Raw genomic sequence first — 23976 nt, 5'->3', positions numbered from 1 at the left:
AATTGGTCGCAGGAGAGGTTTGCCTCGTCAGGCAGACCGTTGAGGACGATTATGCAACTGTCTGAGTTTGATTTTGACCTTCCTGAAGATTTAATCGCGCTGCGGCCGGCCGTTCCGCGAGATAAAGCGCGCCTTTTAGTGTCTATGCCCAACCATGGCATTGAGGACGCGATCGTATCTGCTTTGCCCAGCTATTTGCGTTCTGGAGACGTCCTGATTTTCAACGATACGCGCACGTTGGCGGCCTCTTTAAAGGCTACCCGGGCTCAACGTGGACCGGTTGGTGGGCCTGTTTCGGTTGATATCAATCTGCATCAGCGAGTAGATGGCGCACACTGGAAGGCTTTTGTGCGGCCGGCAAAGCGCGTCGCCCTCGGCGATGTTTTGACGTTCCATGACGATTTTCAGGCCGAAGTGTCAGGGCTTGGCGAAGCAGGCGAAGTTACTTTGGCTTTTTCAAAAGCAGGTGCGGACCTAGATCAAGCGATAGCTCAATTTGGTTCCATGCCTTTACCGCCTTATATTGCGCGCAAGCGTGCCGTCGATGCCCAAGACGCGCAGGATTATCAAACGGTCTATGCCCGCGCAGAGGGCTCGGTTGCAACGCCAACTGCTGGGCTTCACTTTACCCCTGAGCTTCTAAAAGCCTTGGATGAAGCCGGGATTGAGCGTCATTGGGTGACCTTGCATGTCGGGGCGGGAACTTTCTTGCCCGTCAAGGTCGACAATATCCAAGATCATGTGATGCATGCTGAGACCTATGAAGTCAGTGCGCAGACTGCGGCGGCAGTCGCACGCGCCAAAGCCGAAGGTCGGCGCGTGATTGCCGTTGGCACAACGAGCTTGCGGACGCTTGAATCTATTGTCGATCAAGATGGCCAGATCACCTATGGCAGTGGCGACACCGCCATTTTCATCACGCCCGGATATCAGTTCAAAGTGGTGGATGGCCTGATCACCAATTTTCACTTGCCCAAGTCGACGCTTTTGATGCTGGTTGGGGCTTTGATTGGGATGGAAGCTTTGCGCGACGTCTATCGCCATGCCATTGATGCGCGCTATCGCTTTTATTCATACGGCGACGCAAGCTTGCTTTGGAAAGCACAAACTTCATGAGCTTTACCTTCACCCGCCACGCAACAGATGGACTGGCGCGCACAGGCGAATTGGAAACGCCGCGTGGCAAGATTCGGACCCCGGCCTTTATGCCCGTTGGCACCGCCGCCACCGTCAAAGCCATGAGTGTGGATCAAGTGAAGTCCACAGGTGCCGACATTTTATTGGGCAATACCTATCATTTGATGTTGCGCCCGGGCGGCGAACGGTTGCAGCGTCTGGGCGGGCTGCATCACTTTATGGGGTGGGATAAGCCGATCTTGACTGATTCGGGCGGGTTCCAAGTTTGGTCCTTGGCCGGCTTACGCAAAATGAGCGAAGCCGGCGTTGAGTTTCGCAGCCATATCGACGGCTCAAAACATATGCTGACGCCAGAGCGCTCCATCGAATTGCAGGCTGACCTAATTGGCTCAGATATCATTATGCAATTGGATGAGTGCACAACGTTTGGCTCGTCCCATGAAGAGGCCTTGGTTTCGCTGGAATTATCCGCCCGCTGGGGAGCAAGGTCCAAAGAAGCGTTTGGCGGGACTCGTGAGAGCCAAGCCTTGTTCGGAATTGTTCAAGGATCAATCTTTCCAGATTTACGCGCGCGGTCAGCGGAAGCCCTGAAATCAATTGGCTTTGATGGCTATGCCATTGGCGGTTTGGCCGTCGGGGAGGGGCATGAGCTGATGTGTCAGACATTAGATGTGACTGTCCCAGAATTGCCGCAAGATAAGCCGCGTTATCTGATGGGCGTCGGTAAACCCATTGATCTTCTCGAGGCCGTCGCGCGCGGCGTTGATATGTTCGATTGCGTTTTACCGACCCGCGCTGGGCGACACGGCCAAGCTTGGACTTGGGATGGGCCGATCAATATCAAGAATGCCCGATTCGCCGAGGATGCTGACCCGATCGATCCAGAAAGCACGTGCCCTGCCAGCAACAGGTGGTCCAAGGCCTATTTGCATCATTTGTTCAAAGCTGAGGAGATTTTGGGCCAAACCCTATTGTCGTGGCACAATTTGGGCTTTTATCAGGATTTGATGGCACATTTGCGGGATGCAATTGCTGCAGGCAAGTTTAGCGAGGCTCGCCAAGCACTGCGGGTGCGATGGGGATTTGATCCATCTTAATTGGCCTGAGCGAGCAGGAATTGTTCGCCGATTGAGCTCAACATTTCTTCGAATCAGCCAGTCCACGCAGATAGCCGCGGCGTACCATGCCACGCTGTTCGGCTTCAGCGTACAAGCGGTCGGCTTTTGAGGCACCCGTCAACATGCGCACCAGGCTACGCTGGGGTACCAGCATGGACCCAACACCACGCACCGCCTCCGTCGCCCCTTCTCTGGCCATACTGCCACTTTTTGAGGCCATTGAGCTATCATCATGGCCCGAGGTCGCCTCCACATCTCCTTGAATCGCGGCGTCTAGTTGTTGGATTTCATATTGGATCCATTCGCAGGTTTGACCAGTTGGTGGGGCGTATGGATCCCCAATTCGGGCCAAGGCAGCTGGGATTTTTCGGCGCATCATGCCGAAATCGCGAAATGGCTGTACTGCGGCATCTGAGGCTGCAGCGCGAATACCCTCGCTACCATCGCCATCTCCACTGGTGGCTGTGGTTGTTGACGCCGAGGGGTTTGGCCCGCCTGTGCTCGCGCAACCTGTTAATGTCGCTGCGCTGATTACTGCCAACGCGAAAGCTAAGACCCGCACTTGCAGCAACTTTCCGCGATTAAGTCCCAGAGGGTGACAGTTGAACATGGTGTTAGTTCCACTTCTGCGCAGCGTGATCCAAATGGTCCCATTATGACTTGCCTTGTGGTGAGTAGGTTGGTCAAGCCCAACTTGCACGGGAGTCGCCTTGATCTTGATAAATTTCTCGATCCGATAAACAGTAAGGCTAGCGTGCTCAATTGCCTATGAACTTCACCTCTGGGCATTGACTGGAGGCAGGCCTGTGCTTATCAGCGCCGCTCACACCCGGACCGCGGAATCGCGTTGCCCAGTTTTTGGGAGCCTGTAGCTCAGCCGGTAGAGCAACTGACTTTTAATCAGTAGGTCCCGGGTTCGAACCCCGGCGGGCTCACCAATTCTTTTCTGATCCGTTTGATGGTTAGTTTTGGTGTTGTTTTTGTGGAACCAAATTGCTGCTTGAGCGCGTGAGGCGCTATTGCAACACTGTTGCAGTTAACACGCGAATTTGCCGTTTCGAATATGACTAACTCTTAAGCAAGTGGTTGACCTCTCAATTTCATCGTTTATTAGGTTTGTGGAGCGCTCAACCGAGCGTTATCGATTTATGAGGGAAATAGACCCATGAAGAGAATTTGGCTTTGCGCCTCTGCGGTTATCGCATTGGCAGCCGCGCCAGGCATCGTATCCGCTGATGGTTGGTATGGTAGCGCAGGCACTGGCTACAGCATCGGTGGCAGCGTTGATATTGATGCTCCTGTGAACCCATCGGGCGTCGGTCAGTCGCCTTATATCATTGGCAAGGGTGCCAAGGGTGACGGCGGCTGGGGCGGAAACCTTGCATTAGGCTATGGTTTCGAAAACGGTTTCCGCATTGAAGCACAATTGGCTAAAGGCAACGCTGGTTTCAAAGATAGCGGCGTATCCTCAACCGTCGGTAATATCGGCGTGTGGACTGCTATGGTCAACGGCCTGTATGACTTCAACCGTGATGGCAGCATCAACCCATTCATCGGTGCCGGCGTTGGCTTGGCCCGCGTTGACCTATTGGCTGGTTCATTTGACAGAGCAAACGCCTCCAGCCCATTGTTGGCGTTGAGCCGGGCTTCGGCAGTTTCGATCAATGACAGCGACACGGGCTTTGCTTGGCAGTTGGTTGCTGGCTTGGGCTTGAAGTTGTCTGAGCGTTTGAACGCCGACCTCACCTACACCTATGTCAACGTTGCGGACCTGTCGTTCGCAGGTACTGGCCGCATTCCTTCGGACGCGACCGGTGGATCGACCACAGCTCCTCTGACTTTGGGCGCTGGTTCGGGCACAAGCGGTTTGCCAGGCATTGGCGGCATCGGTTTGGGTCTGCGTTATTCCTTCGCAGCACCACCACCACCACCGGCTCCACCACCGCCACCTCCGCCACCTCCGCCACCTCCTCCTCCGCCACCACCACCACCTCCGCCACCTCCGCCACCACCACCGCCTCCTCCGCCACCACCACCACCACCAGTGTGTGACGGTCGTTCGCTCGTGGTGTACTTCGAGCACAACAAGTCCTTCCTGACTGCGGAAGCGACCAGCGTGCTGGATAACGCGGTGCAAGAGTTGTCGGCACAGACCTGCAACTATCAGACAGCCTTGATCCAGGGCCATGCTGACTTGTCGGGTAAGCCACAATACAACATTGAGCTTTCTCAGAAGCGTGTTGTTGCTGTCCGTGAAGCTTTGGTTGCTCGTGGCGTCCCAGGTGATCTGATGACTGGCGAAGCGTTTGGTGAATCCAAGCCGGCTAAGCCAACTGCTGATGGCGTCAAGGAACCTTTGAACCGTCGCGCAGAAGTGACCTTCACCTTCCAGTGATCTTAGTCACAATCCAACCAGAAGGCCCGGCGAAACCGCCGGGCTTTTTTGTTTGTGCAAGGAGGTTAGGGGCGTATCGACAGACAGTCGGCGGCAACTAGAATTGCGCAAAGGTCCCCACAGAGACGATTGGTGCGACAGATTGCCTTTTAATGTTCAGGTCGAAGGTAGGTGCGATCACCCATCTGAATTAAACTGTCGCTCAATAGGGTCTCGCCCGGCGCGTAACTTGGGGCAGTTTCAAGTTGCATGTAGAGCGGTGCGAAATCCTGCGAGGTTGCACGGAACAAATCATTAAAGTCACTGATTTCGAAATAGGTTTCTTGAAAATCATTGATGCGATAGCGCGTCTGCATGACGCGAAGCAGATCAAAGCCGAGCCGGTTAGGTGAGGGTGATTCGAGACAGAAGCAGCTTTCAGCTGGTGATGAGACTATGCCCGCGCCATAGATGCGCGGCCCCTTTGGCGAGGCAACCAGGCCAAATTCGACCGTATACCAATACAGCCGCGCTAAGGCGTCGAGGTTATTGAGGCTCATGGCGCGCAGGCCACCTTGACCATAAGCTTGCATATAATCAGCAAAGACTTGGTTGGTCAGCATCGGTACATGGCCGAAGATATCGTGAAATACGTCTGGTGCTTCGATGTAATCAAACTCAGCGTCGGAGCGGATGAAGTTGCCCGCGGGAAAGCGCCGATTGGCTAAATGGTCAAAGAAGACGATGTCCGGAATGAGGCCCGGTACCGCAACAATGGTCCAGCCTGAAATCGGCAACAATTGCTCATTCAAAGCTCTAAATTCAGGGATTCCTTCGCCATGAAGATCTAGGACCGATAATCCATCCATAAAGGCATCGCATGCGCGGCCTGGCAGAACCTGCATCTGCCGTTCGTGGAGGCGCGTCCAACGCTGATGCTCTTCGGAGGTGTAGGCTGACCAGTTTTGATCAATCGTCCAGTCGGCGGCGGCGTAGGATGGGGGTGTGCTGTCCATATCTTTGGTATTCATCACACAACCTCTGTCCCCGAATCGCTTAGGTCCTAGTTAAGCTTCATGTTAGGCTTCCGCACATAGGACTCACCGTCAAAGTCTGCGAACAGCTCTGAGACAGTCGGGTGCTCGACTGGCTCGCCAGACGTGTCTCGTAGTAGGTTTTGCTCTGATACATAAGCAACATAGTGGGTTTCATCATTCTCAGCCAGAAGATGGTAGAAAGGTTGATCCTTGCGTGGACGCAGATTTTCGGGAATCGCCTCCCACCATTCTTCAGTATTGGCGAATTCGGGATCAACGTCATAAATAACGCCCCGAAATGGAAAGAGCCGGTGGCGCACGATCTCTCCGATTCGAAACTTCGCTGTTTGATTTAACATGAGAGGGCGCTCCTTTCCTGAGCACCAGAGTTATGCACGATTGTTTCGTCGTGCAAGCACCTCTTGTGAAACATGCGCAGAGATTGCCCTTCGCCAATAGGATGTTACGATAGTTGCAACATAGCGCTGAGTATCGGCGCATACAGAGGTTTGACATGGCCGGCGGCCTTTCAACGCCTGCGACGGGACTGGTTGGTAGCCCGCTTCAGAGCGTCCACGCGTCGCACGATCCTGCGCAGTGTTTCGCTGCCTTGGATCTTGGGACCAATAACTGTCGTCTGCTGGTGGCGCAGCGCGCCCCGGGCGGCTTTCGCGTGGTTGATTCCTTTTCACGGATTGTTCGTTTGGGAGAAGGATTGTCAGCGACAGGCCTATTGTCTGAACGAGCGATGCAGCGCACCTATGCCGCCATTCAGGCCTGCTCAGAAAAGATCGAGCGCTACAAGCCTGCACGATTACGCTGCGTTGCCACCCAGGCCTGCCGTGCTGCCCGCAATGGGACCTCATTCTTAAAAGAGATCACACGTAAGACTGGCATTCGGTTTGAAGTCATCAGCCCGAATGAGGAGGCCCGCTTAGCCGTAATTGGATGCGCCGACTTATTTGATCCTGCAGGCGTTGGCGCCCTCGTTGTCGACATAGGTGGCGGCTCAACAGAGCTTTCCTGGGCTGTAAACCGTGGGGCAGAGCGTCGGCCAAAGTTAGAGCACTGGTTTTCAGCGCCGATTGGCGTGGTTACTTTAGCTGATCAGTTTCCAGAACATGGCGACACGCGCAATTGGTATGCTGCCATGAAACAATGCGCTGCAGATCATGTGTCTGGGTTTGTAGCGCCCGATTTAGTGCGCGACCATTTGATAACCGGAAGGGCCCATATTGTCGGCACGTCTGGCGCAGTGACGAGCTTGGCTGGGGTTCACTTGGGTTTAGCCCGCTATTCCCGACGGCTCGTCGACGGCTTGTGGATATCTGAAGACGATACCCGGGCGGCAATTGCGAACCTAATGGCCCGCGACAAAGCCGGGAGAGCGGCGGAGCCGTGCATCGGACCGGACCGCGCCGATTTGGTGCTGGCAGGTGCTGCTATTTTAGAGGCCATTCTAGACCGATGGCCCAGTCTACGCCTTCGCGTTGCAGACCGTGGTTTGCGCGAAGGGCTAATCCTTACCATGTTAGAACCACCGCGCCGCCGGCGCAGGCGCAGGCGGGCCAATTCATGAGCGACGAAAAAGATAAAGGAAAATGGGCCAAGAAAGGTCCACCGCCAGCACTGCCAGAGCGCAGGCGTCGGGTGGTATTTGATGTCGGCGAAACCGACACGCGCGCCACGCCAACGCGGGTCAAAACTGGAAAAAATCGCACGGCTCAGTCCGCCCGTTGGCTCGAACGGCAGTTAAACGATCCTTATGTCCACAAGGCTCGCGCAGATGGATGGCGAGCCCGTTCAGCTTACAAATTGATTGAACTGGATGAGAAATTCAACCTCATCCCAAATCATGGCCGGGTCGTTGATCTTGGAGCGGCGCCAGGTGGGTGGACGCAAGTTGTTGCGCGCCGCGGTGCCTCCGCCTTGGTCGGGATTGATCTTTTGCCCATGGATCCGATCGAAGGCGCGACAATCATTCAAGGCGACTTTCTGGCCGAAGGGATGGAAGATCAACTCGTCGCCCTGTTAGGCGGGGCCCCTAATTTAGTGATGAGCGATATGGCCGCCAATACGGTCGGCCATAAGCAGACAGACCATTTGCGGACTGCAGCGCTGTCGGAAGCCGCAGCGCACTTTGCAATGCGGGTCTTGGCCCCAGGTGGCGCGTTTGTAACCAAGATGTTTCAAGGCGGCACTGAGACCGAAATCCTCACGCTCCTGAAGCAATCTTTCAAAGATGTGCGCCATGCTAAGCCGCCGTCTAGCCGCGCGGAAAGTGTAGAGCTGTTCATGGTAGCTACTGGGTTTAAGGGTAACTGAAGCCAGTCTACTTGCTTCGCAGCGCGAACGACCCTGCAACAAATGGTCACAAAGTCGTTCGGATGCTTTTAAAAGAACAATTCCCGCGCCATAAGGCTGTGGACTTATGAGGAATAGCCATGACCACTCGCATCTGGGATAAATCAAGACTGCCAAGTCGCCACGTTACACTGGGTGCCGCCCGGGCCCCGCATCGCTCCTATTATTATGCGATGGGGCTTGGTACGCGCGAGATTGAGGCCCCGTTTGTCGGCGTTGCCACGTGCTGGAACGAAAGCGCACCTTGCAACACGGCCTTGATGCGTCAGGGTCATGCTGTTGCTGCGGGTGTGAAAGAGGCAGGCGCAACCCCGCGGGAATTTTGCACCATCACCGTCACCGATGGGATCGCAATGGGCCATGAAGGTATGCGGTCGTCGCTAGTATCTCGGGAAGTAATTGCCGATTCGGTTGAACTCTCGATCCGGGGCCATTCGTACGATGCTTTGGTTGGGGTTGCAGGCTGTGACAAGAGCTTGCCCGGCATGATGATGGCGATGTTGCGCCTCAATGTGCCGAGCGTGTTCCTCTATGGCGGCTCGATCTTGCCGGGCAGACACAGGGGCAAAGACATTACGGTCCAAGAAGTGTTTGAGGCCGTAGGTGCCCATGCTGCGGGGCGGATGGATTTTGAAGAATTGTGCGAGATTGAGCGCCATGCTTGCCCCAGTGACGGTGCCTGTGGTGGTCAGTTTACTGCCAACACGATGGCCTGCGTGGCCGAAGCCATCGGCTTAAGCCTGCCATTGTCGTCCTCCATGCCTGCGCCCTATCTGGACCGCGACGCTTATGGCGTTGCCTCCGGCCATGCGGTTGTAGGCTTAATCGCCCGCAATCTGCGCCCGCGCGACATCTGTACCCGCGCAGCGTTTGTGAATGCGGCAATCGTGGTGGCTGCCACCGGTGGCTCGACCAATGCAGCGCTGCATTTGCCAGCAATGGCGCACGAGGCCGGTATTGAGTTTACCATGAAGGATGTTGCCGACGCCTTCATGTTGACGCCCTGGATCGCCGATCTAAAGCCCGGCGGCCAATATGTCGCTAAGGATATGGGTGAAGCGGGCGGCATGCCGATGCTATTACGCGCGCTGCTGGATGAAAATCTGATCGACGGCAATTGCATCACGGTAACCGGCAAGACCTTGGGTGAGAATATCGAGAAAGTTACGTGGAATCCGGATCAAAAAGTCATTCATTCGGTAAAAGCGCCCTTGACTGAAAATGGCGGCGTGGTCGGTTTGTGGGGCTCCATGGCTCCAGATGGTGCCATGCTGAAAATTGCAGGGCTTGCCAATTTGACCTTCCGTGGTCCAGCTCGGGTGTTTGACGGCGAAGAAGCGTGCTTCGAAGCGGTCTCAAACGAAGCTTTTGAGGCCGGTGAAGTCTTGGTGATTCGCTATGAGGGGCCTCGTGGTGGCCCCGGGATGCGGGAAATGCTGTCGACTACCGCAGCGCTCTATGGTCTTGGTCGGGGCGGCGATGTCGCGCTGATCACCGATGGACGTTTTTCAGGGGCAACGCGCGGCATGTGTATTGGCCATGTTGGACCAGAAGCGGCCGTCGGCGGACCGATTGCTTTGGTCGAAAATGGCGACATCATCGCCATCGACGCCCTGGCTGGCACGATTGATCTTGAGGTTTCTGAAGAGGTCCTCACGGCCCGCCGTGCAGCTTGGAAACCCCGCAAGACCAACTATAATTCCGGGGCCATTGCCAAATTTGCGAAATTGGTTGGGCCCGCTTATTTGGGCGCTGTTACCCATGAAGGGGCAGCCGCCGAAACCCACATGTACGCTGATATCTAAGCCTTCCGTGAGCGGGCAAGCTCTGTTCCTTGACGGGCCAGAGCATCTGCCCGCTCATTCATTGGGTCGCCTGCATGGCCCCTAACCCAGCGCCAATTTACCTTGTGGGCTTTGTTGGCGGTTTCTAAGCGCTGCCATAGATCCGCATTGATCACAGGCTTGCCATCGGCCTTACGCCATTGCCGTTTCTTCCAGCCATGGATCCACTCCGTTATGCCTTGGCGGACATACTGGCTATCGGTGTAGAGAATGACGGGGCAGGGGCGCTTGAGGCTTTCTAGTGCCATAATGGCTGCCATAAGCTCCATGCGGTTATTGGTGGTCAAAGGCTCACCGCCAAAAATCTCCTTTTCGATGCCGTTGAACTGTAGAATCGCTCCCCAGCCACCTGGGCCAGGATTTCCGGAACAAGCACCGTCGGTATGAATTGTTACGGGTGAGGGCGTAGCATCTATCATCAGAACTCTGTATGGAGGTTTTCTGCGACTTCAAACCCCTTTGTCTGCGGCGTCGCATAAAGTCCTTGCCAGATCATATAAAGATATGTTTATATCTTCATGTTAGGATTGGTTATGGACAAGATCGTCGACATCGTGAGAGCCATTGGAGAACCGACGCGTTTGCGGATTCTGGTTTTGCTGGCGCGTGGCGAATTGGCGGCTGGTGAAATGTCCACAGTGCTCAACCAAAGTCAGCCGCGGGTATCGCGCCATTTGAAGCTTTTGGCGGAAGCTGGTCTTCTAGAACGTCGCCCTGAAGGTGCGTGGGTATTCTTTCGCTTAAAGACAGATGGTCCAGAAGGGCGCATCATTCGCACCATCCTGGATGAAGTCCCTCAAGATGACTTGGTTCTGGTGCGGGATCTAGAGCGTCTGGCACAAGTTCAAGTCCAGCGTGAAGAGGTTGCGCGCGCTTATTTCGAAACGGCTGCGGACGAATGGCATGCATTGCGCCGCTTGCATCAACCAGAAGCGTTGGTTGAGGCTCGGTTGGTTGAAGCCGTCACGGGCCAGCACTTTGGCCTTCATATTGATCTGGGGTCTGGCACTGGCCGAATGATTGAATTGTTCGCTCCACAAGCGCGCCGCGCGGAAGGCGTTGATTCCAGTCGCAAGATGTTGGCACTTGCTCGGGCGCGCCTAGATGATACAGGCAGCGGTCAAGCTTCCGTCCGTCAGGCCGATATCTTGGGCCTTCCTTATGATGATGATTGCGCGGACTTGGTGACCATTCATCAAGTGCTGCACTATTTGCCAGAGCCCCAAGCCGCGATCAAAGAAGCAGCCCGCATCCTCAAGCCAGGGGGCACCCTTTTGATCGCAGACTTTGCGCCACATGCCTATGAAGAGCTTCGACTAGCCCACGCCCATCGTCGCCTTGGTTTCGCGGATCAAGAAGTCACACAGTGGTGTGAGCAGTTTGGCTTGGTGGTGGAAGCTGTCGAGCATATCGCCCCGGACGCGGGTCAATCAGGCTTAGCAGTCACGTTGTGGAAGGCCGAACTCCCACTATCGCTCCCCGCATCCGCGACAAAAGAACGTTTAGAATCTAGGATTACATCATGAGCCAGCCCACAATTTCTTTTGAGTTTTTCCCGCCCAAGTCCGAGGCGATGGAAGCGAAGTTGTGGGATGCGATTGCCCGTCTAGCGCCGCTGACACCGGATTTTGTTTCTGTGACCTATGGTGCAGGTGGCTCAACCCGGGAACGCACCCACCGCACCGTTAAGCGAATCTTGGAGGAGACAAGCTTGCAGCCGGCAGCACATCTCACCTGTGTCGCGGCGTCGAAAGCGGAAGTCGATGAGGTGTTGCGGGAGTATTGGGCGGCTGGCGTGCGCCACATTGTGGCGCTGCGGGGCGATCCATCAACTGGGGTTGGCACGCAGTTTGAGCCCCATCCCGATGGCTATGTGAATGCTACAGAAGTTACCGAAGCGGCCAGGCGCATTGCAGACTTTGACGTGTCAGTCAGCTTTTACCCGGAGAAGCATCCCGAAAGCCCTAGCTTGCAGCATGACATTGACGTGCTGAAGGCGAAGATTGACGCTGGCGCAACGCGAGCAATCAGCCAATTCTTTTGCGACGCAGACGTCTATTTGCGTTTCCGCGACGCGGCGGCCAAGGCGGGCATCACTATTCCGCTGTTGCCGGGCATCATGCCTGTCGGCAATGTTGCAGGCTATACGCGCATGGCCACGTCGACTGGTACTAGCATTCCGGCTTGGTTTGCTGAGGCCTTTGATGGCCTTGATCAAAGCCCAGAGGTCCGCGATATGGTGGCGGCCTCCGTTGCAGCAGACCTGTGCTTAAGGCTGCAGACAGAAGGCGTTGACCGCTTCCACTTTTACACCCTCAACCGCGCAGAGCTGGCGCTTGCCACCTGCCGTCGATTGGGCCTCAAAACGCCTGCCACCGAGAAGGATGCGGCATGACCCATTTTAAAAGCCGCCAAGACCGTTTAGCCAAATTAGAAGCGATTGGCCTCGACCGTATCCTGATTTTGGACGGGGCAATGGGTACGATGATCCAGACGTTTAAGCTGGAAGAAGATGATTATCGTGGTGCCCGCTTTGCCAATCACGATCACCCTTTGAAGGGTAATAATGATCTCTTGGTCATTACAAAGCCAGACATCATCTTGGGCATTCATGAGGCATTTTTGAAGGCAGGCGCTGACCTCATCTCCACCAATAGCTTCAATGCGACCACCATCAGCCAAGCCGATTATGCGCTTGAGCCGTTAGCCTATGAGCTTAATCTGGAGGCAGCAAAGCTGGCGCGTCAGGCTTGTTTGGCGTTTGAAACTGCGGATGCGCCAAAGGCAGTTGTTGGGTCTATCGGACCAACAAACAAGACTTTGTCTTTGTCACCAGATGTGAATGATCCAAGCTATCGCGCTGCTTCTTTTGATGAAATGGTAGTTGCTTATCGCGAGCAAACCTTGGGCCTGCTTGATGGCGGCGTCGACTTCCTGATGGTTGAGACCATCTTCGATACTTTGGTGGCCAAGGCAGCACTTTATGCCATTGCTGAAGTGTTGGAAGAGCGAGGCGAAGCTGTGCCCATCATGATTTCGGGCACGATCACCGACCGTTCGGGCCGCACCTTGTCCGGCCAAACCGTGGAAGCCTTCTGGAATGCCGTTCGCCACGTAAATCCATGGTCAATTGGCCTCAATTGCGCATTGGGTCCCAATGAGATGCGCCCCTTTTTGGCCGAGTTGTCGCGCGTGGCAACTTGCAAAGTATCGGTCTATCCCAACGCTGGCCTGCCCAATGCCTTTGGCGGTTACGACGAAACGCCTGACGATATGTGCCACACCATGACGCCTTGGGCGCAAGAAGGCTTGGTCAATGTCATGGGCGGATGCTGCGGCACGACGCCAGACCATATCTACCACATCGCCCACGCCGCCAGCCATGGTAAGCCGCGTGTGGCCCCCGTAATCCAAACCGCCTTGAGGCTTTCTGGCCTTGAACCCTTTACCGCAGCAGCGTGATCGAGACCCCTTTGACCAATCCTTTTTCTAACTTCGTGATCGTCGGCGAGCGGACCAATGTGACCGGCTCTGCCAAGTTCCGTAAGCTCATCGAGAATGACGATTACACGGCTGCTTTGGCTGTCGCGCTGCAGCAAGTTGAAAGCGGCGCCAATGTGCTCGACATCAATATGGATGCGGCACTGATTGACGGTGTGAAGGCGATGACGACCTTCTTGAACTTGATTTCGGTCGAGCCGGACATCGCCAAAGTGCCTTTAATGATCGATAGCTCCAAGTGGGAGATCATTGAAGCGGGCCTTAAATGCACGCAAGGCAAGCCCATCGTGAACTCCATCTCGATGAAGGAAGGCGAGGCGCAATTTTTGGCACAGGCCAAGAAGGTGCGGCGTTATGGGGCGGCAGCTGTCGTCATGGCCTTCGACGAACTGGGCCAAGCCGATACCGTGCACCGGAAAGTGCAGATTTGTACCCGGGCCTATAATCTTTTACGTGACAAGCTCGACTTTCCTCCCGAAGACATCATTTTCGACCCCAATATTTTTGCAGTCGCGACCGGCATTGAAGAGCATAACGATTATGGCGTCGCCTTTATCGAAGCGACTCGGATCATTCGGGAAACCCTGCCCCACGCCCATGTGTCGGGTGGGGTTTCTAACGTCTCCTTCTCGTTCCGGGGTAATGAGCCCGTGCGTGAAGCCATGCATGCTGTTTTCCTCTATCACGCGATCAAAGCGGGGATGGATATGGGGATCGTGAATGCCGGCCAGTTGGCTGTTTATGATTCCATCGATCTGGAGCTTCGCGAGCGCTGCGAAGATGTGATCTTGAACCGTCGCGCCGATTCCACTGAGCGCTTGCTGGAAACGGCCGAAAACTATCGCGGCAAAGAAGGTCAAAAGGCAGCGGTCAAGGACCTGTCGTGGCGCGAAGCCCCGGTTCGAGAGCGTCTGGCTCATTCGCTCGTGCATGGCATCACCGAATTCATCGTGGAAGATACAGAAGCCGCTCGCCTTGAAGCTGATCGGCCACTTCATGTGATTGAAGGCCCGTTGATGGACGGGATGAACTTGGTTGGCGACCTGTTTGGCTCTGGCAAAATGTTCTTGCCCCAAGTGGTGAAATCCGCCCGCGTGATGAAGCAAGCCGTTGCTCACCTTCTGCCTTACATGGAAGAGGAAAAACTGCGCTTAGGAACGCAGGATCAGGCAGCAGGCAAGGTCCTGATGGCCACGGTAAAGGGCGATGTGCACGATATCGGCAAGAATATCGTCGGCGTCGTTTTGCAATGTAATGGCTTCGATGTCGTGGACTTGGGCGTCATGGTCAGTTGCGAGAAGATCCTTGAAGCTGCCCGCGAGCATAAGGTGGATATTATTGGCCTGTCCGGTCTGATTACGCCGTCACTTGACGAAATGAGCTGGGTTGCCAGCGAGATGCAGCGGCAAGGCTTTGGCGATATGCCTTTGCTGATTGGCGGGGCGACCACTTCGCGCACCCACACTGCGGTCAAGATCGCACCAAACTATAAGGGGCCTGTCCTATATGTGACCGACGCGAGCCGCGCGGTGCCTGTTGTGCAAAAGCTCTTGGGCGACGATCGCCAAGATCTGATCCAAGAGACACTTGACGATCAAGAACGTGCGCGCCTTGCCCATTTTGCCGGTCAAGATAAGCGCCCGCGCGCGACTTTGGCTGCGGCCCGCGCCAATGCCGCCAAGTTGGACTTTACTGACTATGCGCCACCTAAGCCGGGCTTTATCGGCACGCAGGTGTTTGACGATTATCCGCTGGCGGACTTGGTGCCCGTCATCGACTGGACGCCCTTCTTTGCCACCTGGGAATTGCACGGCAAGTTCCCGGCGATCTTGGAAGATGAGATCGTGGGGGAGGCGGCCAAGCCGCTTTATGCGGATGCGCGCGCCATGCTCGATAAGATGGTCGCCGAGAAATGGGTTACGGCAAAGGGTGTGATCGGCTTCTGGCCAGCCAACCGGGTTGGAGACGATATTGCAGTCTGGCAAGATGAGAGCCGGACAAAACGTGAGACCACCTTCCACACGTTGCGCCAACAAATGATCAAGAGTGCGGGCAGTGCCAATCTGGCCTTGGCTGACTTTGTTGCCCCGGAGAGCGTGGACGACTGGATCGGTGGCTTTGCGGTTGCTGCAGGTCATGGCGAACGTGAACGCACGCAAGCCTTCAAGGACGCCAATGATGATTATTCGGCCATTTTGTTCCAAGCCCTTTGCGACCGCCTAGCCGAAGCCTTTGCTGAGCGGATGCATGAATTGGTACGCAAGAACCATTGGGGCTATGCGCCCAATGAGCAATTGCCAGTGGAAGATCTGATTGGTGAAAAATACCGCGGAATTCGTCCTGCACCTGGCTATCCTGCGCAGCCAGATCATACCGAGAAACAACAATTATTTAAAATTTTGGATGCCGAAGCTAAAGTTGGAATGAAGCTTACGGAGAGCCTCGCCATGTTGCCGGGGTCGTCTGTTTCGGGCCTCTACTTCAGCCATCCACAGGCTGAGTATTTCGGCGTAGGCCGGATCGACCGCGATCAGGTGAGCGAATATGCCATCCGTAAAGGCATGGAGATGCGCGAGGCCGAACGTTGGTTAGCGCCAATTCTGGCTTATGACCCAACCCAGCCTGCGAAAATTGTCCAAGAGGCTTAGAGCGTTAAGCGCTTGCCCGCCAAGCCTTGGCCAAGGCGAAGAAGCCTTCAGGCTCTATCGTCTCAGGTCGCGCCGTTGGATCAATGCCAGCGGTGCGTAAGATGGCTTCGCAATTACCCAGCCCTTTCAGGCTAGCGCGCAACATTTTGCGCCGCTGGCCAAAGGCATGGGCGGTGACGTGTTCAAGGCCGGCTAAGTCGGCAAATGGCCTGTTATGATCTTCTAAGATCACGATAGCACTTTCGACTTTAGGCGGCGGTACAAAGGCTAGGCGCGGTACATGCAGCGCCAGACGGGCGTCACAACGAGCAGCCGCCAGTACCGCAAGTCGGCCATAATGCGGGCTGCCTGGGCGGGCGCAAATACGTTCAGCGACCTCGGTTTGAAACATCAAGCACATCGGCCCGCGCCAAGGCCCGGCTTTGAGCCATTTCACCAATAAAGGCGTTCCGACATTGTAGGGCAGGTTTGAAATGATGCGGGCAGGGCCCGTCGCCCCATGGCTGGCAAGGAGGACTTCTTCCTCGATCGCTAGCGCATCGGCTTCAATCACCACCAAGCGATCGAGCTGGTCAGCAAAAAAGCTATTCAAATGCGCCACAAAGCGGGGGTCTTTCTCCACCACAATGACTTTCGCAGCGGGGCTGGCTAGAAGCGCATGGGTTAGGCCACCTGGACCTGGGCCAATCTCCAGCACCGTTTCGCCAGTTTGAATCCCAGCTAAGCGCGCAATCTTTCCAGTTAGATTTAGGTCCAAGAGAAAGTGTTGGCCCAAGCTTTTACGCGCGAACAAATCCGATTCTTCCAGCGCTTGTCGCAGATCGCCGCTCATTGGTTCATCCGCCCATGCGCCATTGCCGCCGCCATCTGAATGGCTGCAATCATGGATTCTGGACGCGCAATACCTCGTCCGGCTATGTCAAACCCTGTCCCATGGTCGGGGCTGGTTCGGATGATGGGCAGACCCAAAGTAGCATTGACTCCACCCCAGAAATCGAGCGCTTTTAGCGGGATCAACGCCTGATCATGATACATGCAGATGGCCACATCAAAGGTCGCGCGTGCTTCGGTATGGAAAAGGCTGTCGGCGGGGAGGGGACCTCTGACATTGAGACCCATAGCTTGAAGGGCCGCAACTGCAGGGGCAATGATCCGGCTTTCTTCATCGCCAAACGCCCCTTCTTCACCCGCGTGCGGGTTGAGTGCTGCAACGACTAGGCGCGGCGCTTTCAGCCCCAAATCGCGCTGTAGCGCTTCGGCAGTCACGAGACCTGCATGAATGATTGCTTCTTGCGTCAATTGGCTGGGGACTTCAGAGAGCGCGCAGTGAATGGTGACGGGAATAACGCGCAACCCATCGACTGCCAACATCATCACTGGGCCGCGGGTTTGGTCAAAAGGGGTGGTAGACAACAAGGCCCCTAAAAATTCGGTATGGCCCGGATGACTAAAGCCTGCAGCCATCAGAACGGACTTTGCAATCGGGGCGGTTACAAGGGCCAACGCTTGGCCAGAAAGAACCAAGTCGACGCCGCTCTCAATCGCGCCCAAGATGGCGCCAGCGTGGGCGGGATTTGGCTGCCCCAAGACAACCCCGCGCGTCTCTAAGCCTTGCAGTACAGGCAAAGCATCACCAAAAAACTGGAGGGCTTCGGATAGCTCTTTAATGACTTGAGTTGGAACCGAGCCATAAAGCGTAGGGTCACCCAAGACGCAAAAGGGTGTAGGGCCATGCCGTAAGGCTTGCCAAGCTTTTGCTGTGACCTCTGGACCGATACCGGCTGGATCGCCCATCGAGATGACCAGCGGCCGCTTCGGGGCTGATAAATCTGGCGTCACGCGATCAAGGCTGGATAATTGCCGCTTCACGGCGGATATCCCGCAGATAGCGGCGGGCGATCAGGGCCAATTCCTGATCATACAGGCGGTCTTCCAATTGCTCGAGCGTCGGGATGTCAGAGCCCGTGTTTTCACGGTCACACAAGACCATGACATGGACACCGGCATCTGAACGAAACACCGCGCTGGCTTGCCCATTGGAAAGGCCAAGGGCTTGAGTGCGGAAGGGCTCGCCCAAATCTTCGTCTTGGATTTCGCCATAATCAATGACTTCCAGCGAACTGCGTTGTGCTGCACGTGTCACGCCATCACAGCCGTTGCGCAAAGCGTCGCGGCTTAGGCGGGCGGCCTGTTCAGCGCGCCTCCATGTGGCTTCATCTGCACCGGTCGCAACTTTGCGAGTCATTTCCTTCAGCTTAAGCGTGGCTTTAGGTGGACTAGGCTCACGCTTTTCACGGACAGAGACGATCATGACGCCACCAGCAATAACAATCGGGTCACTGACTGTACCGGGCCCCATCTGCTCAACAGCCGCAGCCACTTCTGTCTTTAGCTCGCCCAAGGTAATCCAGCCCATATCGCCGCCGGTGGAGGCCGAAGGAGCAAAAGAGAATTGCTGTGCGACCAATTGGAAAGGCGTGCCTCCCCTTAATTGTTGCACCAAGGTCTTGGCACCTTCGAGCGTTTGGGGCGCGCTCTGAGCATTTTCATCTTCCAGAAAAATCTCAGAAATTAAATATTGTGGCTTGTTTGTATTGGCCAAAATACGATCAAGTGCAGATTTTACCTGATCACGATTGACCCGAACGCGCGATCCAAAACGCCCGCTGACGATACGCTGCCAAACGACTTCAGCGCGCGTCTTGTCTCGATAGCTTTGAGCCGAGACGCCAATTTCTGCCAAATCGCGGAAGAAAGCTTCTAGCGTTGCCCCGTTTTGCCGGGCTTGGTTGGTTAAGATGCGGTCAACTTCGCGGTCTGATGCATCCACCTTAAATTTGGACGCCTCCTGCAATTGAAGACGCTCATCAATCAGGCCATTTAACGCTGCCGAGGTGGCGCGTTGGACAAGCTCTGGTGTGATTTGCTGTGCACCAGATGTCGCAATGAGAAATTGGACTCGTTGACGCACATCAAGGCGAGTAATCGGTTGATCATTCACAATAGCGGCAACGCCTTCACTTAAAGGGCGAGCTTGAGCCAGACTTGCTTGAGGCTTTAGCCAGACTGCGCAAGAGAGCGCCAGCACCGCACCTAGTGCGACGCGGCCTGCACATGCGCTGATTGTCCCCTTGCTCATCCATTCACTCCATGCGCCTGCGCGCGATTGTTGACGTTTTGCCATAGTCTTCTATCCGAAAATCCGTTCATGACCAACGGACTCCTCAGGTGCAAGTCAATGCACAGTAATTTTGTCGATCTTTAGGCAGATATACCTCAGTCAAATGGGGCGTCGGACAGTTCGCCCAAAGTGCGGAATGCGATTTGGAAGCGGATAGATTGCGAGGGCTCAATGAAGCGGTTTCGCGTCCCAAGTTCTTCGTAGAAAATGCGAAAATCAGTGCAGTCATCGCCATAAATCAGGCCATATGCAGAGCGCAGATTGGTGTCAGAATTGAAGTCGCGATAGAGCGCGCCGAACAGTTTAAAGTTCTTGTTGAGCGTGAGAATAACTGAGCCCTGTAATTCCTTATTGGCTCGGCTTGGTCCGGCCGTACCGGAATCGAATTCATGATAACGAAGGCTCGTCTCGGTGCGCCAAAGCTTAAGGCGCGCAAGGGCTTCGGTATGGACCAGTTTGCCAGTTTCAGCATCGAAACGCAGACGACCATTCAAGCTCCCATAATCGCCATGGCGCAGTTCAAAATCGCCAACCCAATCCGATTCCTTTCTGTCCAGATTGGAGGCGCGGCTAAAGGCGCTCGCATTATCGGTCCTGATACGGCGTCCTAGAAATGCATTTGCGCGCAGTGGCACCGAATTAGCGGCAGAGGTTGGCAGAACGTCGATCCCAGCCCGCACCCCAAGACTGACGCGGCTGCCCGGCTCCCACAAATCCATGCCGGCCGCACCAAGTGGGCGGAATAGGCTGGTTGCATCCATTTCAAAGCCTAAAGCATCTTCTACGCGCACGCGGTTTTGCTGATCATCTTCGCTAGCAACAGTCAGCGACATCCGCGGCTCCAAGGTCAAATTGAAGCGGTTGCCAGGACGGATCAGGGGCCAGCGTAAATCCACAGAGGCCAATCCCAAACCTCGCCCGAACGAGTCAGCTTTTAGAGGCGTTGTTGAAACGGCCCCGGTATTCGAACCTTCACTATAGTCGAAATAGTCGCCACGAACCATGGCCATAGGCTCTAGAACCAACCCTCCGGGGAGAATTTGAGTGCCGCGCCAAGTTGCGCCAATATTGCCCCTTATGGAGTCTAAACGCCCCTCGGTACGCATCAGAGATACGGCAGATCCTGACACATCGAGCCGACCATTCATCGGACCAATCAGCCAGCGATATGTGCCTTCTACCAAAGGAGCCACGCGCGGGACATTTTTCCGCCGTTCCCCCGGCACTAAGTCTTGAAACACAGCGCTCAATGACCGCACATAGAATCGATCTGTTTGGCCCTGCACATAGAGCTGGGACATCAGCCGCGAAGCTTGTGGGCGAACCAAGCCCGCTTTAGTATTGTCCTGACTGATGCGATAGCGGAACAGATACAGGTCATCACTGGCGCTCTCGGCGGTGAAGCCCCAGTTCCAAGTATCATTGATTTTAAACTCGCCATCTCCAAAAATGTGGCCACGCCAATCAGATTCCCCAAGCTTTTCGCCGCGTTTGCCAAAGAATTTCTCTTTCGTGACAGAGCCATTTAGAACGAGGCCACCAGAATAGAATCTCCGCCGGTAATCCAATTGAAGGACCGGGTTGATATATTGGCTGATCAGTGGCGTGATGGTGATGTCGGAAGACGGATCGATTACCTGAAGATAGGGCAGCTCGATGAAGTAGCCATTGCGCGACGATTCTCCGGGCTTGGGTTGTAACAAGCCTGAACGTCGCCCGGAAGATGGGTCTCCATGCGCAAAATAAGGGATATAAAGAACCGGAACGCCCTTCACCTCGAAGACGACGTCATTGTACACAATCGACTCTTCGCGTTCATTCTGCATCGCACGACGTGCGCGGATGATCCATGAAGGTTTGGTCTTGCCATCCTTACATATGGGGCAGGCGGTAAACACCGCTTGCGACATGAGCTTCCGGTCGCCTTCGCGCGTCACGACTGCATTGGCTGCCAAAGTCGAGCCGTCTGCAAACTTGGAAGCAAAATTGCCAGCAACGCCGCTTGACAACTCGTCGTCTAAAGTAAGTTCATCGGCAAAGGTAGTTGAACCATCGGCATTTACCACCGTTACATGGCCAAAGGCTTTTACGATGCCAGTATTCTGATTGTAATTGATTTGGTCAGCACGAACCGTACGGCCATTGTTACGCGCGGTCACATTACCTTTGGCAATGACGACCCCCGCTTCGTCACTCTGCTCAATCGCATCGGCTTCTAATAATACGGGGTCTTCTGCCTTTTTTAGAACTGGTGCATCGGTTGCAGCTGTGGTTCTGTTGATGACCTTCGCCGCTGGTGCCTCTTGAAGGTTCCAGTCTGGTTTTTCACGCGCAGACGCAAGCACTGGCACCATGAGGGTTCCAAGCGAAAGGGCCAGTAACTGACGGTGCAGTGCGCGGGACATAAGCGATCCTCGATGAGTCGCCACAGCGGAAAACATGGTTTGGGTGTAAAGAGCGACTCACCCCGCGTCTAGCGGCTAAGCTCACCCATCTTCGCGATAGGAGACCGTTGCAAGGGCAATAAATAAAGCTGCAAGGGGCGGACACCAAGCTGCAATCCAACTCGGCGCATAGCCTGCTGTGGCTAAAGCGCCGGATATGTCATTTACAAAATAGACGAGGAGCCCGGCTGTAATTGCTGCAGCTGCCATGATGGCTCTATGCCCAAAACGATCGCTGCTCAACGACAAAACAGCTGCGATCATGGCCATCGACAAAAGCGCGATTGGGAGCGCCAATTTCCGATGGAATTGCAACCAATAACGCTGGGGAGAGCCACCAGCTGCTTCGGCATCGCGAGCAGCGCGTGGGAGATCCCAGATCGACATCGCCCGCGCCGTTGCATCTTTATTCTTCTGGCTGTCGTCCAAACGATCTTTGAGAATAGGAAATGTAAGGGTCGCAAAGAGCGTTGCTTGGGCACCAACTGACGATTTTGTGCCATTGAATAGGGTCCACGACTTTTCAGATCGTGTCGCGGTCTGTGCATCATAACGTGCGATGAAACGTGAATCCGTCTTACTAAACGCCAGAAGAGTGACTTTACTATACTGTCCTGCCGATCCTGCCTCCGCTGATATTGTTAGCTGGAGGTCTGGCCCGCGATCCTTGATCCACATCATCGTGCGGCCACCTTCGCCGGTTTTGGTGGTCGCTACTGCACTGAGGGCCTGTAATTGGGTTTCATAGGCGAGGTTAAGGCGGGCCGCTGATGGGCCTAGGATGAAGATTGCAAATAGTCCGACTAAAGCAGCCAAGACAGCAACTGGACTTAGAAACCGCCAGGTCGACACCCCAGAGGCCCGCATCGCAACAATCTCAGAACTCCGTGCCAACCGCATGAAGGTGACAATCGAGCCCACAAGAACGGCAAACGGCAAGGCCAGTTCCAGAATTCCTGGTGTGCGCATCAGCGTAAAGCGCAAAGCGGTGAACGTGTTAGCATTCGCCACCCCAGAGACGTTGCGCAATTGTTCAATGATATCGACCAAAATGATCGAGAGGCACACCCCGCCTGCCGCTACCAACACACCTGAGAGCGTGAGTTTGAAGATGTAGATATCTAGCCGACTAATGTGCATAATCGCCCCGCTCTTTAGGCTTTAAACCGGGCTCAAAACTGTCTGATAAACTTACAAAAATGGGTAAGCGCGTCCGCATTGAACGCGTTGAAAAGAAAAGCACAGCTAAGGGGATTAGATAAAGCACGAGGCCGAGGCCCGGAGTGTCAGCAACCGTTGGAATTAAGCCTGTAAAGCTTAAGAGCATAAAGATCAGTCCACCAAAGGCCCACCCAATCCGGGCAGCATAGCCTTGGCGGGAGAAGGAGCCTCCCAAAACCGCCAGCATCGCTAATGCGACAGAAGACAAGCAAATGATTGGGGCGGCCAACCGTCGATGGGCTTCGGCCAATAAATCACCCACATGGTCGCGGTCCCAATAATCGGTAAGGTCTGGCTTTAACAATTGAGGCAAGAAACGATCTGAGGGTTTGTAGAAGAGCTCAAGATTTTTGTCTGCAAAACCGCGTAACTCAACGACATAATTGGAAAAGCCAATCAAATCGATCTGACCGTTGTCCAGTTTACGCTGGACTGACCCATCCTGCAGCACGATTACGGGCCCAGTTTCAAGCTTGGCAATTGTGCCGCGTTGCGCCGCATAGATCACCGGGTTTGAAGCAGACTTGGTGTCAGAAATAATAAGGCCATTCAACGTTCCGTCGCGGTCGATACGGCGCGCAAAAATCATCAGGCCATCGACCGTCGAACGAAATTCTCCTTCGCGGACCATTGAACTCGCAAAATCTGCGCGTATCTCAAACAAACGCTCGCGCATTTCCCGCAGTGCCAGGGGCTGGACAAACAAATTGACAGCTAGCGCCGCCACAGCGCCTAAGGCTGCTAATCGAAAGGCAGGTTCCGCTACCCGCCATAAAGTCCACCCAGCGCCATAGGCAACAATGATCTCATTATCTTGGTGTAGTCGGCTATAGGTCCAGCTCACTGCCGCGAATAGGCCGACCGGCATAACAATCGCCATAATCTGGGGTGTCGCAAGCAGAGAGATACCCAAGAAGGTTGCCGCACTTTGGCCACGCTCAAAGAGCAAATCGAGCTGCGAGAGGCTCTGAGTCAATAAAGCAATCAGCGTCAACCCGACCATAATCAGGAGAAACACTGGGACCAATTGGCCAAAATAATAGCGTTGGAGCTTGTTCATGGTTCCGTTAGCTGTGCTGGGGAGGCAACGATTGACAGCTTGCCAGT

At 54.9% G+C, this 23976-nt stretch carries 20 protein-coding genes and 1 tRNA gene; 11 read left to right on the top strand and 10 right to left on the bottom strand.

Annotated elements, in window-relative coordinates:
- Positions 1-51: 51 nt before the first annotated feature.
- Together queA and tgt are read left to right on the top strand one after the other, a co-directional pair.
- Complete coding sequence (gene queA, locus ACIQ20_RS04675; protein WP_395777844.1) at positions 52-1116, top strand: tRNA preQ1(34) S-adenosylmethionine ribosyltransferase-isomerase QueA; 1065 nt, start codon at positions 52-54, stop codon at positions 1114-1116.
- On the top strand, positions 1113-2234 hold the full coding sequence (tgt, locus tag ACIQ20_RS04670; protein ID WP_395777842.1) for a tRNA guanosine(34) transglycosylase Tgt: 1122 nt from the start codon (positions 1113-1115) through the stop codon (positions 2232-2234). The genes queA and tgt overlap by 4 nt, the downstream gene beginning before the upstream one ends.
- Positions 2235-2271: 37 nt before the next feature.
- Here tgt and ACIQ20_RS04665 read toward each other — a convergent pair whose 3' ends face one another.
- The gene (locus ACIQ20_RS04665; RefSeq protein WP_395777840.1) at positions 2272-2865 is read right to left on the bottom strand and encodes a hypothetical protein; all 594 of its coding nucleotides are present in this window, start codon (positions 2863-2865) and stop codon (positions 2272-2274) included.
- A 252-nt stretch (positions 2866-3117) separates the two neighbouring features.
- Between ACIQ20_RS04665 and ACIQ20_RS04660 the strand changes: the two genes are divergently transcribed.
- Both ACIQ20_RS04660 and ACIQ20_RS04655 read left to right on the top strand, forming a co-directional pair.
- Positions 3118-3193 (top strand) — tRNA-Lys (locus ACIQ20_RS04660).
- A gap of 227 nt (positions 3194-3420) precedes the next feature.
- On the top strand, positions 3421-4650 hold the full coding sequence (locus ACIQ20_RS04655) for an OmpA family protein (protein WP_395777838.1): 1230 nt from the start codon (positions 3421-3423) through the stop codon (positions 4648-4650).
- Between the two features lie 149 nt (positions 4651-4799).
- On the opposite strand, the gene phhA is transcribed toward ACIQ20_RS04655, so the two are convergent.
- Together phhA and hspQ are read right to left on the bottom strand one after the other, a co-directional pair.
- Positions 4800-5660: a phenylalanine 4-monooxygenase gene (gene phhA, locus ACIQ20_RS04650; RefSeq protein ID WP_395777836.1), complete on the bottom strand. Its 861-nt coding sequence runs from the start codon at positions 5658-5660 to the stop codon at positions 4800-4802.
- A gap of 32 nt (positions 5661-5692) precedes the next feature.
- A complete protein-coding gene (hspQ, locus tag ACIQ20_RS04645) occupies positions 5693-6025 on the bottom strand; it encodes a heat shock protein HspQ (RefSeq protein WP_395777834.1) in 333 nt (110 codons plus the stop codon).
- Between the two features lie 155 nt (positions 6026-6180).
- Between hspQ and ACIQ20_RS04640 the strand changes: the two genes are divergently transcribed.
- From ACIQ20_RS04640 to ilvD, 3 genes are all read left to right on the top strand, one after another.
- Positions 6181-7245, top strand: coding sequence for a Ppx/GppA phosphatase family protein (locus ACIQ20_RS04640; RefSeq protein WP_395777832.1), 1065 nt, complete (start codon positions 6181-6183; stop codon positions 7243-7245).
- A complete protein-coding gene (locus ACIQ20_RS04635) occupies positions 7242-7991 on the top strand; it encodes an RlmE family RNA methyltransferase (RefSeq protein WP_395777830.1) in 750 nt (249 codons plus the stop codon). Before ACIQ20_RS04640 ends, ACIQ20_RS04635 begins: the two co-directional genes overlap by 4 nt.
- 119 nt (positions 7992-8110) lie before the next feature.
- Entirely contained in the window at positions 8111-9835 is a 1725-nt protein-coding gene (ilvD, locus tag ACIQ20_RS04630) for a dihydroxy-acid dehydratase (RefSeq protein ID WP_395777828.1), read from the top strand.
- On the opposite strand, the gene rnhA is transcribed toward ilvD, so the two are convergent.
- Positions 9832-10293 carry a ribonuclease HI gene (gene rnhA, locus ACIQ20_RS04625; protein ID WP_395777826.1) on the bottom strand — a complete coding sequence of 154 codons (462 nt, stop codon included), beginning with the start codon at positions 10291-10293 and terminating at the stop codon, positions 9832-9834. The genes ilvD and rnhA overlap by 4 nt on opposite strands.
- Before the next feature lie 114 nt (positions 10294-10407).
- Here rnhA and ACIQ20_RS04620 point away from each other — a divergent pair, with 114 nt between their 5' ends.
- The 4 genes from ACIQ20_RS04620 to metH are packed head-to-tail and all read left to right on the top strand — an operon-like array spanning position 10408 to position 16023.
- Positions 10408-11400 (top strand): ArsR/SmtB family transcription factor, encoded by a 993-nt coding sequence (locus tag ACIQ20_RS04620; RefSeq protein WP_395777824.1) that lies wholly within the window; start codon positions 10408-10410, stop codon positions 11398-11400.
- Positions 11397-12269 carry a methylenetetrahydrofolate reductase [NAD(P)H] gene (gene metF / locus ACIQ20_RS04615; protein WP_395777822.1) on the top strand — a complete coding sequence of 291 codons (873 nt, stop codon included), beginning with the start codon at positions 11397-11399 and terminating at the stop codon, positions 12267-12269. Before ACIQ20_RS04620 ends, metF begins: the two co-directional genes overlap by 4 nt.
- Positions 12266-13336, top strand: coding sequence for a homocysteine S-methyltransferase family protein (locus ACIQ20_RS04610; RefSeq protein ID WP_395777820.1), 1071 nt, complete (start codon positions 12266-12268; stop codon positions 13334-13336). The genes metF and ACIQ20_RS04610 overlap by 4 nt, the downstream gene beginning before the upstream one ends.
- Positions 13337-13347: 11 nt before the next feature.
- Positions 13348-16023 (top strand): methionine synthase, encoded by a 2676-nt coding sequence (gene metH, locus ACIQ20_RS04605; RefSeq protein ID WP_395777818.1) that lies wholly within the window; start codon positions 13348-13350, stop codon positions 16021-16023.
- Between the two features lie 4 nt (positions 16024-16027).
- On the opposite strand, the gene rsmA is transcribed toward metH, so the two are convergent.
- The 6 genes from rsmA to ACIQ20_RS04575 all read right to left on the bottom strand — a co-directional run bounded on the left by rsmA (position 16028) and on the right by ACIQ20_RS04575 (position 23929).
- Positions 16028-16855, bottom strand: coding sequence for a 16S rRNA (adenine(1518)-N(6)/adenine(1519)-N(6))-dimethyltransferase RsmA (gene rsmA / locus ACIQ20_RS04600; RefSeq protein ID WP_395777816.1), 828 nt, complete (start codon positions 16853-16855; stop codon positions 16028-16030).
- The gene (gene pdxA / locus ACIQ20_RS04595) at positions 16852-17862 is read right to left on the bottom strand and encodes a 4-hydroxythreonine-4-phosphate dehydrogenase PdxA (RefSeq protein WP_395777876.1); all 1011 of its coding nucleotides are present in this window, start codon (positions 17860-17862) and stop codon (positions 16852-16854) included. Before pdxA ends, rsmA begins: the two co-directional genes overlap by 4 nt.
- A gap of 4 nt (positions 17863-17866) precedes the next feature.
- On the bottom strand, positions 17867-19162 hold the full coding sequence (locus ACIQ20_RS04590; protein ID WP_395777814.1) for a peptidylprolyl isomerase: 1296 nt from the start codon (positions 19160-19162) through the stop codon (positions 17867-17869).
- A 137-nt stretch (positions 19163-19299) separates the two neighbouring features.
- A complete protein-coding gene (locus tag ACIQ20_RS04585; protein ID WP_395777812.1) occupies positions 19300-21609 on the bottom strand; it encodes an LPS-assembly protein LptD in 2310 nt (769 codons plus the stop codon).
- Between the two features lie 81 nt (positions 21610-21690).
- Positions 21691-22788 (bottom strand): LptF/LptG family permease, encoded by a 1098-nt coding sequence (locus ACIQ20_RS04580; protein ID WP_395777810.1) that lies wholly within the window; start codon positions 22786-22788, stop codon positions 21691-21693.
- Positions 22778-23929 (bottom strand): LptF/LptG family permease, encoded by a 1152-nt coding sequence (locus tag ACIQ20_RS04575; RefSeq protein WP_395777808.1) that lies wholly within the window; start codon positions 23927-23929, stop codon positions 22778-22780. Before ACIQ20_RS04575 ends, ACIQ20_RS04580 begins: the two co-directional genes overlap by 11 nt.
- Between the last annotated feature and the right edge of the window lie 47 nt (positions 23930-23976).

It is taken from the genome of Aquidulcibacter sp. (assembly GCF_044346625.1).
Lineage (GTDB): Bacteria > Pseudomonadota > Alphaproteobacteria > Caulobacterales > Aquidulcibacteraceae > Aquidulcibacter.
The sequence above is the reverse complement of the archived record's forward strand: the minus strand, read 5'-3'. Positions and strand labels throughout refer to the sequence as shown.